Raw genomic sequence first — 12,327 nt, 5'->3', positions numbered from 1 at the left:
AGCTTGCAGAGTTGTGTGTAAAACTTTGGTGTTGATAAATTAACTTTAGGAGGCTGGTCAAGCAATGAGCACGCATGTGTATTATGTTCCATCGATCAATATTATGGGCAAGGGATGCTTGCAGGAGATTGGTCCATACATCCAAGAACTTAAATTAAAAAAGGCGCTTGTAGTTACGGACAAATTCCTTATGAAAAGTGGCATTGCTGGTAAATTGCTGGCGGTATTGGACGAAGCGGGGATTGAATATGCCATCTATGATGAAGTGAAACCCAATCCGACCTGTAAAAATGTCCACGATGGCGTTGATTATCTCAAGTCGCAGAATTGTGATTATCTGATTTCCATCGGCGGTGGATCACCACAGGATACTGCCAAAGCCATTGGTATCATTGCCACAAATGGCGGTCATATCAAAGAATATGAAGGTGTACACAAGTCTAAGCATAAATCACTGCCGATTGTCGCCGTGAATACCACTGCTGGTACTTCGGCTGAAGTGACCATTAACTATGTAATCACAGACGAAGATCGCAAAGTGAAGATGGTTATGGTAGATAAAAACAGCCTTGCGACGATTTCAGTCAACGATCCTGAGCTTATGGTTGATAAACCAGCTGCACTTACCGCGGCCACGGGTATGGATGCACTGACTCATGCGATTGAAGCGTTGGTGACGCCAGGAGCTTATCCGGTAACTGATGCTACGGCACTAGCCGCAGTGGAGCTAATTTTTGCTAACCTGGCTCGTACTGTGAAGAATGGCCATGATATCGAAGCGCGTGAACAGATGGTATACGCGATATTCCTTGGCGGATTGGCTTTCAATAATGCGGGGCTTGGTTATGTGCATGCGATGGCGCATCAGCTGGGCGGCGTATACGATCTGCCGCACGGCGTATGTAACGCGATGCTGCTGCCTTTTGTGGAAGAAGAAAATGCCAAATATGTGCCTGAGAAATTCAGATCCATTGCTAAAGCGATTGGACTTAATGTAGAGAACCAAACGGATAAACAATGCGCGGATTTCGTAATTGAGTCGATCAAGGCGTTGTCTAAAGAAGTAGGGATTCCAGCCAAATTATCCGAGCTTGGTGTAGAAGAAGTAGATCTTGATCTTCTGGCTGAAAATTCGATGAAGGATGCTTGTGCACCAGGGAACCCTTTTATTCCTACTAAAAAAGAAGTTATTACACTGTTCAAAAAAATATTATAAATCACCCCTTATCATAGGAGATTGTTTATGAATAATCACATCGCCGTTGACATCGGTGCCTCAAGTGGGCGATTGGTGCGCGGAATATTGCAAGAAGGTATTCTTTCCTTAGAAGAGCTTCATCGCTTTAGCAATAGCTTTACGGAACAAGAGGGTTCCTGTTTCTGGGACATTGATTATTTAGTAGAGCAGATTATGATCGGGCTTCAGAAGGCTAAAACCGATGGAATTACTACCTGTACGCTCGGTATTGATACATGGGGTGTAGATTATGTGCTGGTAGATGCGGACGGGAATCGTGTTCAGGAAGTATACGCCTACCGGGACCGCAGAACGGATCTGGCTGTGGATCTGGTGGCAAAGCAGCTTTCACCACAAACCGTCTATGAAAAGACAGGAATCCAGCAGTTATCCATCAATACCTTGAATCAGTTATATGTTCATAATGAAGAAGAGTTAGCGCAAGCGGATCAAATTTTACTTGTACCAGATTATCTATATTACCGACTGACTGGCCGCAAGATCAATGAGGTTACTATTGCATCTACAACACAGCTGTTGAATCTGGAAAACCGGGATTTTGACGATGACCTATTAGAATTCTTGAATATCAGGAAAGATCAATTTTCAAAATTAACTGAGCCTGGTGTAGTGGTTGGTCCTCTTGACGAAGCTTTAATCCAACAATATGACCTGCCTGAATGCCAACTGATCTGTGTGGCTTCCCATGATACGGCCTCAGCAGTGCTAGGTGCTCCACTTCAAGAAGGCTCAGCTTATATCAGCAGTGGAACTTGGTCTTTACTCGGTGTAGAAAGAACGGAGCCTCTAAATTCTCTACAAGCCATGCAGGCCAACTACACCAATGAGTGGGGAGCCTACGGAACTTATAGAGTCCTCAAAAATGTAATGGGCTTATGGCTTATTCAAGAGGTTCGCAGATTACTGAACAATTGTTATAGTTTTGCGGAGCTTGCAGAGCTTGCGCAGGGAGAAGAGGGGTTTCGTAGCCTCATCCCTTGTAATGCACCAAGGTTTCTAAATCCATCCAACATGATAGAAGAAATCCGCAGTGCCTGTATGGAGAGTGGGCAGCCCGTTCCGGAGACACCTGGACAGTTAGCACGTTGTGTTTTTGACAGCTTGGCGTTATCCTATCTAACTTATTTGGAAGAGTTGGAGGAGCTGACAGAAGGTCGGATCGAGGGATTGCAAATTGTCGGCGGCGGGGCGAACAACCGGCTTTTATGCCAACTAACAGCTGACGTTATTGGCAGGGAAGTAAAGGCTGGACCAACGGAAGCGACTGCTCTAGGAAATATAGTAGTGCAGATGATTAGCACAGATTCCATTGCAGACATAACTGAGGCAAGAGCTATTATCGAACAATCTTTTGAAATAACATCATACATTCCGCAGCCGATCAAGCATTTTGATAACATTCTAAATCGCTGGAGAAGCCTTCATCTGTCCAGAGTGAATGAGCTTATCTAAGCGAAACAGACATTGCACTATTTTAGGAGGATAAACAGCATGGATCAGAGCATTATCACTAGCTATAACGAAGCCAAAAAACTATACGCCACCCACGGTATTGATGTGGATAAAGTGCTGGAGCGACTCGCGCAAATTAAAATTTCCATACATTGCTGGCAGGGTGATGATGTAAAAGGTTTTCTTTTTAAGGAAAAAGAACTAAGCGGGGGCATTGCGGTAACGGGAAGTTATCCGGGCCGGGCGGGTACACCAGATGAACTACGTCAAGATTTAGAAAAGGCGTTATCTCTTATTCCTGGTAAACATAAGGTTAACCTGCATGCTATTTACGCAGATACAGATGAACCTGTAGATTTGGATGAACTAGAGCCACGACATTTTCAATCCTGGGTGGATTGGGCGAAGGAGCAGGGCTTAGGGCTTGATTTTAACCCTACTTGTTTCTCACATCCGAAAGCAGCCGATGGATTCACTCTCAGTCATTCGGACGCGGAGATTCGGGATTTCTGGATCAGACACTGTAAAGCTTCACGTACGATCGCTGAGCATTTTGGGCGGGAGCTGGGTCAGCCTTGTGTGACGAATTTTTGGATTCCAGACGGTTATAAAGATACGCCAGTAGATCGGCTAGCTCCAAGAGTACGTTTAAAAGAGTCGTTGGATGAGATTTTTAGTCAGGAAATAGATCCGCTTTATAATATGGATGCCTTGGAAAGTAAACTGTTTGGAATTGGCTCTGAAAGTTATGTGGTTGGCTCTCATGAATTCTATATGGGTTATGGTTTAACAAATGGAAAAGCAATCTGTCTGGATGCGGGACATTTTCATCCTACAGAAGTGATTTCGAATAAATTATCTTCGATTCTGATGTTCAGTGAGCAGCTGCTGCTGCATGTTAGCAGACCTGTCCGCTGGGACAGTGACCATGTGGTAACGATGGATGATGAGCTGCTGGAAATCGCCCGTGAATTAGTTCGCGGGGATTTACTTCCTCGTACAAATATTGGATTGGATTTCTTTGATGGCAGTATCAATCATCTCGCGGCATGGGTCATTGGCACCCGCAACACTATTAAGGCGTTGCTGCGTGCGATGCTGGAACCAGTGGAAGAACTTAAGCAAATCGAGCAGTCCGGGGATTATACTTCACGTCTTGCTGTGGTAGAAGAGTTCAAATCGTATCCGTTTGGAGCGGTCTGGGATTACTACTGTGCATCACAAGGTACACCGGTGCGTGAGCAATGGCTTACTGAAGTCAAAAATTATGAACAGGACGTTTTGTCTTTAAGATAAAAGTGGATACGGAGAGCAGCAAATACAAAGGAGAGAATAGACTATGAGTACATCCTTGTTAGAGTCAAAAGGTTATATTGCCAGCAGTGAAGCTCCATTTATTCAGGAAATGTCAGAGATCACCCGTCATATGTGGGAGCTTGGCTGGGATGAACTGAATGGTGGGAATGTCAGCTATTTGCTGGATGAGAATGAGGTGGCTAAGTATATTAATGTACTGGAGCCGTTGCGCACGATCAAACTCACCTTTCCGGTAAAAGAATTAGCAGGCAAGTATTTTATCGTAACAGGTTCGGGCAAATATTTCAGAAATGTGATTAAAGACCCTGAAGCGAATCTGGGTGTGTTAAGGGTTAGCGGCAATGGCGAAAGTGTGGAAGTATTGTGGGGATTGCGGAATGGTGCAGTTCCTACGAGTGAGCTCGCTTCGCATTTTATGAGTCATATTGAACGCTTGAAAGTAGATCCCACACACCGTATCGTGCTGCATACACATGCTACAAATGTTATCGCGATGACCTTCACGCATGATCTGGACGAACTGAAGTTTACCAAAACACTATGGGAAATGTGCACAGAGTGCCTTGTTGTTTTCCCTGATGGGGTCAGCGTTATTCCGTGGATTGTTCCGGGCAGCAGTGAGATCGGCCGTGAGACTGCCAAAAAAATGAAGGATCACCGTTTAGTCATCTGGCCGCAGCATGGGATTTTTGGCACGGGCTCCACCATGGATGCTACCTTTGGTCTAGTAGAAACGGTTGAAAAGGCTGCAACGATCTACAACTTGATTGGCGGTAGAGAAATCAAACAAAAGATCACAGACCAACAGCTATGGGATTTAGCTAAAGCATTTGGAGTTACACCTAAAGCGGGGATTCTTGAAGTCTAGAGAGTCATTATAATTTGGTGAAAACCGGGCATTCGTAGATTCTGCGAGGTCCGGTTTTTTTTGTCTTTTTCTTAAAATTTGCATTTCCCATCTTTTGGGTAGATAATAAGCTTACTTAAAGTAATCAATTAATAAATTGGAGGTAACATATGAATACAGAGCAACTATTTTCACCTTTTCAAGTGGGGAATCTTTCGCTGTCGAACCGATTTGTAATGGCGCCGATGACACGCGCGCAGTCTCCGAATGGTGTGCCGGGAAGCAATGTTGCCGCTTATTATCGTAGACGTGCAGAGGGTGGAGTGGGATTAATTGTTACTGAGGGTACTGCGGTAAATCATCCAGCGGCTGTCAGTCACCAAGATATTCCTAATATACATGAAGAAGCATCTTTAGAAGGCTGGAAGAAGGTTGTGGAAGAGGTTCACGCAGCTGGGGGCAAGATCATCCCGCAGCTTTGGCATGTGGGGATGGCGCGTACAATCGGCGAGTATCCTAACGTAGAAGCCCTTCCTGTAGGCCCTTCGGGACTGAATTTAGCAGGTGAGCCGGTGACAGAGCCGCTGACCACAGAAGAGGTTGAAAGCTTAGTAACAGCCTTCGCTCAAGCGGCGGCAAATGCCAAAAGCGTTGGCTTTGATGGCATCGAGCTGCATGGCGCTCATGGGTATCTGATAGACCAGTTCTTCTGGGATAGAACGAATAAACGTACCGATCGTTACGGTGGCGATTTGGTAGGAAGAACAACATTCGCTGTCGAGATCATTAAAGCATGCCGTCAAGCGGTTGGACCAGACTTCCCAATCGTGCTGCGCTTTTCCCAGTGGAAGTTGGGGGCGTATGATGAGAAGCTGGCGAAGACTTCAGAAGAACTTGCGAGTTTCCTAGCACCGCTTAGCGAAGCGGGTGTAGATATCTTTCATTGCTCGACCCGTCGCTTCAGTCAACCTGAGTTTGCTGGCTCTGATCTTAATTTAGCTGGTTGGACTAAGAAGCTTACCGGGAAGCCGTGTATTACAGTGGGCTCTATTGGCCTGCAAAGCGATTTCTTCGTAGAAGATAAAGCTCTGAAGCCTGAGGATAATATTGATGAGTTAACTTAAAGGTTCGGTCGGGAGGAGTTTGATTTGGTTGCAGTGGGCAGAGCGCTTATTAGCGATCCAGCTTGGCCTGCCAAAGTACAAAGCGGAGCGATAGACGAAATCATCCCATTTACTCCTGAAGCGACGAATACTCTTTACTAAAACTAGCAGAATATACAATGACTATTTTTTTAGGTAAGAGGTTGTGTAACTGTTTCAAGAGTAGTGTATCTGCTTATAATAGTAGCATACCCCCCTTAATATGATAGAACTTGACCCTGCCAAACGTTGGCGGGGTATTTTTTTGTCGATATGCAACGCTCCTTTACATCATTAATAGACCGGGCACTTCTATGTTAGGCCAGCATTATGTTATAATTTTAAATTAGCAAAGTATAAAAATAATTGTTGAACAATAGAGGACGTGAAAACAGCATGACAAAGGGGAACCACAACTCACCGGACTTAAAATCCGGCAAGGGTTCTAAGGATTATTCGAAATATTTTGATTTTAGTGATGCAAAGGTAATTAGTGAAGAAGAAGGTAAGGTTACTTACCGGATTAAAGGAAGAAATGTGCAAATTAATAGTCAGCCTGACTATAAAGAAGGAAAACGGCGCGGCAAGGAAGAAATAGAAGTGCATTATGATTTCGAAATTCCTGAAGAAATGCAGAATTTCGGAGTGGGCAAATATTATCATATAACGACTTATGGCTGTCAAATGGTGAAGAAAGCATTATAATTCATTTCCCATAAATTTTAATTTACATACTTATTCTATACTTTGGAAAAAAAAGCATTATTTATATTGATGTATGAATCTGTATCCCTTATTGTCTTTAATAGAGGGGTATTTTTGTTTTTTTAGGGGGAGTAAGCTTGAATAAGAAAATAAAGCGTTGTGTTATTTACTTACGTGTATCTGATTATCAAAAGCAAGTTATAAATAAAGATGGTCAGTCTTTAGATTTACAATTAATTGAGTGTGAGCGGTATATGGAAGCTAGGGGTTACGAGATTGTAAAGGTATTTCGTGAAGAAGGCATCTCAGGTAAAACACAATTTCGAGATCAATTCCAAGAAATGCTACAATTCATAAATAAACATAAAAATGATCCAACAGAAAAGATAACTGCTTGTACCTTTTTTGCGATAACTCGTCTTGGTCGTTCGGCAAGACTAATTCTCAATACCGTAGAATCTCTTAAAAGTATTGGTTGTCAAATATTCAGTGTTTCCGATGGAGCGAATGATGCTGATGGAACCTCTAAATTACTTCTTACTATCTTATCGGGTATGGCTGAATATGAAGCTTATCAGCTTGCAGAAAGAACTTTTCCAATGCAATTGCACAAGGTTAAAACACAAGGTTCTTATCAGGGGAGTAGATACGTTTCATACGGATACACATATAACAAAGGGGATAAAAAATTAACCGTTGTAGATGAGGAAGCACGACAGGTGAAAATGATTTATGATTTTTTCTGTAATGGAATTGATAACGATTATAACGTTGGGCAATATAAGATAGCGAAGTATATGAACAGAATAGGTGAGAAGTGGCTTAGGGACGGTTCTGAATGGACTTCTAAGCGTATAGCCGACATTCTAAGAAATGAACATTATATTGGAACTTATGTGTTTAATCGTAAGGGAACAAAATATAAAACAATAGATACCGAAGATTTTACAGAAACAAAATATGAAATGAGCAAAAAAAGTAAGAACTTCCGTCCAGTTAGAGAAACATTTGAAAAAGAAGAAAGCGAAATAGTACGATATGAAAATGCTCACGAAGCAATAATCTCTCATACAGTATGGGTTATAGCTAAAAATAAAATTGAGAAAAATAAAAGACAGCATCCATTGGATACTTCACGAACAACAAAGCATTTATTAACCAAGTTGCTTTATTGTCCAGATTGCAAAGGGAAAATGACAGCAACGAAAATGTATAAAAAAGATAGGACATATGAAACGTATTATAAGTGTCAGTACGCTTCGGGTGGTGGAAATTGCAATTTCAACTTAATTAAAGAGGCTTATATACTACCAAGAATATTAGATGTATTTTTTACTTATTATGAATTTTATATTAGGAGAGTTCTCCCTGATCTCCTTATGGATAGTCTAATGGTTAATGAGAATATTATTGACAACGATAGTGACAAGATAGCGTCTATAGAACTTCGTAAGGAACGATTGTATGAAGAGCAGAGGAAATTGAGAAAAGAGTATAATAATGAATTGATTGACGAAGATTTTTATAAGATGGAAATGAAAACAATCACACAACAAATAAGTATCTTAAATAAAGAAATAGGAAATATAAATCACAGTAGCCAGGACAAGATCGTTAATAAAAACGAAATTGAACAGTTTGTTGATAAATTTTCTGCATTTAAAGATGTAAGATTATATTTTGATAATTTAGACAGACAAGGACAAATTGAACTTTTAAGTAAATTAATATACCGAGTTGTATTTGAGAAATATGAAGGACGTAAAGGTGAAAATTCATTTGCTATTACAAGTATCAAACTAAATAAAGAAATGATTCATAGTTATCAATCCTTCTCTGAGAAATTGAATAAAATAGGGAAAACTAATCAACAATTATATAAAAAGTTCAGTAAAATCCGTTATGAAGTGGAAGAACGATTAGGGCTTGAATCACACGGATTACAACCTTTAATGAGAAAGATAATTGAAATAGAGGAAAGAGAAAACACGGTATTGGTTGATTTAAATACTGGTGAAGAATTTGGTAATCTCACTAGTATGAATAATCAATTTAAGGAAGGTATGAAAAAACATAAAGCAATGCTTCTTCAAATGGATAAAAGTGAGTTAAGAGAATATCTTAGAAGTAATAAGTTAGATTTCAATGTTGATGCCTATTATGAAGAGTTAAGAAAATAAAAAAAAGCAGAGCGGGTATCAAACCGACTCTGCTTTTTTGAATTTTATCCTACAATTTAAATCCGAATCAAGTTGATTGAAACTGAAAGTATCACAATTAGGCATTGCTCTAATTTCTTGAACTACACCATCAACTTTAAACTTCGTTATAACTTTGATTATAGAGAAAAAGTAAAATATTGTAATATGCATTTCATTTTCATTTGTAATGAGTGCTTGGGATTTTCGTTGGCAAATACTTATATCGGCATATAAGATAGCGGTTAATGGAAGCAGGGAAGCTAAAAGCCACACTGATCCATTAAAGAAGAAGCAGTAAATTGAAAGTGGAATAAAACAGAGCAACGAAGCAAGGACTAATGAATAAATACGGTAAGTGAATTGAATATTTCCCTTATATAGAATTTCACTCAAAAGCATCATATCCTTCGATTACTATAATATAGACACCTATTTTCTCAAATAACCTTTTGATAACTTCATACTCTCTTGTATGCATACTTATTGAGTGGTAACTGGGTATTAACAGCACTTGGAACATATCACTTGACTCAGCGGCTGAACGTAGCTGCTCGTTATCGTCCTTCTGATCTGTTGTTTCTCTAAAGAAATAAGTTGTGTCAATCTCTATGTTGTGTTTTGCGGCGAAGCTATTTACGATATTCATTTTTTCTTCGAGTTGATATTTGTCTGCCGCTCGGCAATAAGCCCCCACATTTTTACCTTCTAAAAAACTCTCCAAATAGTCAGCCATTTTCAACAACTCCCAAAAGTAGTTTTCTATCTAAGTAAATTATAAGATATAAGTAATGTAAAAGTAAATAATATTATTGTATAAAAGTAAATAAATTTATAAAATATATTATATTAGATTCATTAAATTTAATGAATCTAATATAAAGAAGATAATTATTTATTTTAACAACGTATTGGGATACTTAACTGATGGCAAACAGTTAAGTGATAGAATAAATAAGTGTAAAATAGTACGTTAATTACTAAAAAATAATAAATAGCAAAGAAATAACATAAAATAAAATATTATTAATAGTGAAAAACAATTGAATTCCTATAAAAAACAAAATATCTGAAAAAGACAAAAAAAACCCAAGCAATTTGTATTTGCTTGGGATAAAAAATCAAAAGGAGTGTGTTTAAATGTTGAAAAGTTGAAAGGGGGCTATCTTAATGACTACGATTATAATTTTTAACTTTGGTGTAGGCTGTGGTTGTTACCAAAATAAGTATTCCAAAACCTAATGTTATATAAGAAAGTGTTTCTACTGGAAGATTATAAATAGTCATTAGGATAGCCCCCTTTCTTAAAAGTATAGGAGTGTGTTTTAAAAATGTATGAGCGATTAACTCACATTATAATAATATATGTTAATTGGAAAAATGTCAACTCTTTCCAGTAAGTACATAAAGATTGAAAGATAATTATTCTTTATAAAGTAATTATTTTTAAAAGATTTTATTGAAACAATTATTTTTACCTAGCTAAAGAAAACGGTTTTTGATTGATTGTTTGTTTATTATATAAGCACAAATAAAGTGCCTGTGAATTAATGAAGGGAGTTATTAGTTATATAGGCACAAATAAAATGCCCGTGATTAAATTATAAAATGCATAAAATATAGGCATTTTGATATTTTTAGAAATAATGATAAAATTTAGAGTAAAATACAAAATTGAGTTTAGGGAGTGTAATTAAAATGAGTAAAGTAAATGAAAAGGTCAATGAAGTAGTAATAAGTGTTATACGTAAAGGTATTACGGAATTTTTTAAAGGAATGTATAAATACACCTATGTATCAGGAGCAAGCATAGTTATTGGAATGATACTCATTTTACTTGGTTACAGTAAGTTTGCTTTAATTGTTCCCTTCGGGTTCGGAACAGTAATACTTATCGTCGCTATCATAATCGGATTTATCAAAGGTATTTCAGAAGCTATAAAAATGTATAAGAGTATTGACGATGACGATAAGAGAAATAAATCAGCACAAAAAGTATTACATACACAAAAAGTGAAAGCAAGAGTTTAGTGAAACCGAAACAAAGCCATCCGAAAGGGTGGTTTTTATATTATAAAAATATAAAATACGAAATTTTGACAAAAATATAAAATGTACTATAATAAAGTATAAAACAAATGCACAAAGTAAGTGCATAAATAAAATTAGGAAGTGATATGTAATGTTATTAAATAACAAATATGAAAGAGAAAATGAAAAGATAAAATATAATAATGAACTTAGTTTGGATTTTATTGAATTAATGAGAGAACTTTCTCTGGTTGAACAAAGGGAAAATAAGACTAAAGAAGATATTATTTTAATCACAATAATCACCAATAAACTCGGTGATTTAGCAAGGGAAATAAAATACGTAAATAAGAAACACAGATAAGGAGTGTTGCAAAGTGAATAAAGAAGAACTTCAAAAATTAAAACTTAATTTAGATATACATACCGATACATTTTACCTTTATGGATATCCAGAGATTTTGAGTAATAAAGCTTCAATGGTTTATCTATTTTTAATTCAGAGAGCAAAGCCGCAAGTGAATGGATTGGAAATGCGATACTTTCCGAACGGTGAGTTCTATGTGGATTGGGGATATGGTAAGAAGGATAATTCAGTAGCCAATGAGGTTGGAATGCATAGAAACTCTGCTGGTGAAGCCATAAAAGAATTAGTTCAATACGGACTTATAAGAGTTGATATAGGAAAAGCATATGCAGGTATATCAACAATCTACATAAAAATTGAAATCCCTGTTCCAAAGCAAATTAAAATTCCTCAGTTCTACCTTAACTTATATGACAGTGTAGAAGAAAAAGTGAAGCGTAGAGAAAAGGTTCAACGTAGGTCTGAATTTTTGAGAAACTTGAATGATATTTTTGAAACTGTTGATTACTCTAAAGAGGATATAAATAATTATAAGATTCATTCTAAAGACAGTGACCAGAAAAGAAGAAGAAAAATACAAGACCAATACATAATCACTTTATTAAAGATAGAAAATGAAATAACGGAACAACAAGCTATATTTGAAAGAGATAGAATTACGAGATTAATTGCTAAATCAAGAAACCCTTATTTAGTAGAAGACGCTATACATAAAGCTTATGATGAAAAAATTGAAGACATTTATGGCTTTATCTCTAATGAGGTAAATAAAAATATTGTGATTGATTTTGAAGTGAAAAAACAAATCCTAAAAAATAGGAGTGATATGAAAATGGGGAAATCTGACTTCAAAAGTTATATAAAAACTTATATAGAGGAATCAAACAAAACTGTTTTGGAATCATTAATAGAGTTATTAGAAGAACTTATAACAGGTGCAGGAACAGAAGACGAAGTTAGGTACTTACAATTTAGAATAGATATAGAAAAAGAAAAATTAGCTAAATAAC

12 protein-coding genes are annotated in these 12,327 nt (G+C 37.6%); 10 read left to right on the top strand and 2 right to left on the bottom strand.

The window, feature by feature from the left end; genetic code table 11:
• The first annotated feature begins 64 nt into the window (after window positions 1-64).
• The 7 genes from NSS82_RS19250 to NSS82_RS19220 all read left to right on the top strand — a co-directional run bounded on the left by NSS82_RS19250 (window position 65) and on the right by NSS82_RS19220 (window position 8,901).
• Entirely contained in the window at window positions 65-1,216 is a 1,152-nt protein-coding gene (locus NSS82_RS19250) for an iron-containing alcohol dehydrogenase (protein ID WP_076273622.1), read from the top strand.
• Between the two features lie 27 nt (window positions 1,217-1,243).
• The gene (gene rhaB, locus NSS82_RS19245) at window positions 1,244-2,710 is read left to right on the top strand and encodes a rhamnulokinase (protein WP_076273623.1); all 1,467 of its coding nucleotides are present in this window, start codon (window positions 1,244-1,246) and stop codon (window positions 2,708-2,710) included.
• A 39-nt stretch (window positions 2,711-2,749) separates the two neighbouring features.
• Window positions 2,750-4,006 (top strand): L-rhamnose isomerase, encoded by a 1,257-nt coding sequence (gene rhaA, locus NSS82_RS19240; RefSeq protein ID WP_076225280.1) that lies wholly within the window; start codon window positions 2,750-2,752, stop codon window positions 4,004-4,006.
• 43 nt (window positions 4,007-4,049) lie between these two features.
• Entirely contained in the window at window positions 4,050-4,895 is an 846-nt protein-coding gene (gene rhaD, locus NSS82_RS19235) for a rhamnulose-1-phosphate aldolase (RefSeq protein WP_036688060.1), read from the top strand.
• Window positions 4,896-5,044: 149 nt separating this feature from the next.
• Window positions 5,045-5,998, top strand: coding sequence for an NADH:flavin oxidoreductase (locus NSS82_RS19230; protein WP_370511321.1), 954 nt, complete (start codon window positions 5,045-5,047; stop codon window positions 5,996-5,998).
• 414 nt (window positions 5,999-6,412) lie between these two features.
• Complete coding sequence (locus NSS82_RS19225) at window positions 6,413-6,721, top strand: hypothetical protein (RefSeq protein ID WP_341109891.1); 309 nt, start codon at window positions 6,413-6,415, stop codon at window positions 6,719-6,721.
• 137 nt (window positions 6,722-6,858) lie between these two features.
• On the top strand, window positions 6,859-8,901 hold the full coding sequence (locus NSS82_RS19220; RefSeq protein WP_341109890.1) for a recombinase family protein: 2,043 nt from the start codon (window positions 6,859-6,861) through the stop codon (window positions 8,899-8,901).
• Between the two features lie 18 nt (window positions 8,902-8,919).
• Here NSS82_RS19220 and NSS82_RS19215 read toward each other — a convergent pair whose 3' ends face one another.
• Window positions 8,920-9,315 (bottom strand): hypothetical protein, encoded by a 396-nt coding sequence (locus NSS82_RS19215; RefSeq protein ID WP_341109889.1) that lies wholly within the window; start codon window positions 9,313-9,315, stop codon window positions 8,920-8,922.
• A complete protein-coding gene (locus NSS82_RS19210; RefSeq protein WP_341109888.1) occupies window positions 9,308-9,655 on the bottom strand; it encodes a hypothetical protein in 348 nt (115 codons plus the stop codon). Before NSS82_RS19210 ends, NSS82_RS19215 begins: the two co-directional genes overlap by 8 nt.
• A gap of 962 nt (window positions 9,656-10,617) precedes the next feature.
• On the opposite strand from NSS82_RS19210, the gene NSS82_RS19205 reads away from it, so the two are divergent.
• The 3 genes from NSS82_RS19205 to NSS82_RS19195 all read left to right on the top strand — a co-directional run bounded on the left by NSS82_RS19205 (window position 10,618) and on the right by NSS82_RS19195 (window position 12,326).
• A complete protein-coding gene (locus NSS82_RS19205) occupies window positions 10,618-10,950 on the top strand; it encodes a hypothetical protein (protein ID WP_341109887.1) in 333 nt (110 codons plus the stop codon).
• 151 nt (window positions 10,951-11,101) lie between these two features.
• Complete coding sequence (locus NSS82_RS19200) at window positions 11,102-11,314, top strand: hypothetical protein (protein ID WP_341109886.1); 213 nt, start codon at window positions 11,102-11,104, stop codon at window positions 11,312-11,314.
• A 13-nt stretch (window positions 11,315-11,327) separates the two neighbouring features.
• A complete protein-coding gene (locus NSS82_RS19195) occupies window positions 11,328-12,326 on the top strand; it encodes a hypothetical protein (protein WP_341109885.1) in 999 nt (332 codons plus the stop codon).
• Window position 12,327: the final 1 nt, after the last annotated feature.

It is taken from the genome of Paenibacillus sp. FSL H7-0735, from assembly GCF_038008505.1.
GTDB lineage: Bacteria > Bacillota > Bacilli > Paenibacillales > Paenibacillaceae > Paenibacillus_AQ > Paenibacillus_AQ odorifer.
The sequence above is the reverse complement of the archived record's forward strand: the minus strand, read 5'-3'. Positions and strand labels throughout refer to the sequence as shown.

Excerpts from the sequence above, each read along its gene's own strand:
- NSS82_RS19230 (WP_370511321.1), top strand. The coding sequence starts at position 5,045 with ATGAATACAGAGCAACTATTTTCACCTTTTCAAGTGGGGAATCTTTCG.
- NSS82_RS19250 (WP_076273622.1), top strand. The coding sequence starts at position 65 with ATGAGCACGCATGTGTATTATGTTCCATCGATCAATATTATGGGCAAG.
- rhaA (WP_076225280.1), top strand. The coding sequence starts at position 2,750 with ATGGATCAGAGCATTATCACTAGCTATAACGAAGCCAAAAAACTATAC.
- NSS82_RS19210 (WP_341109888.1), bottom strand. The coding sequence starts at position 9,655 with ATGGCTGACTATTTGGAGAGTTTTTTAGAAGGTAAAAATGTGGGGGCT.
- rhaB (WP_076273623.1), top strand. The coding sequence starts at position 1,244 with ATGAATAATCACATCGCCGTTGACATCGGTGCCTCAAGTGGGCGATTG.
- rhaD (WP_036688060.1), top strand. The coding sequence starts at position 4,050 with ATGAGTACATCCTTGTTAGAGTCAAAAGGTTATATTGCCAGCAGTGAA.
- NSS82_RS19205 (WP_341109887.1), top strand. The coding sequence starts at position 10,618 with ATGAGTAAAGTAAATGAAAAGGTCAATGAAGTAGTAATAAGTGTTATA.
- NSS82_RS19200 (WP_341109886.1), top strand. The coding sequence starts at position 11,102 with ATGTTATTAAATAACAAATATGAAAGAGAAAATGAAAAGATAAAATAT.
- NSS82_RS19225 (WP_341109891.1), top strand. The coding sequence starts at position 6,413 with ATGACAAAGGGGAACCACAACTCACCGGACTTAAAATCCGGCAAGGGT.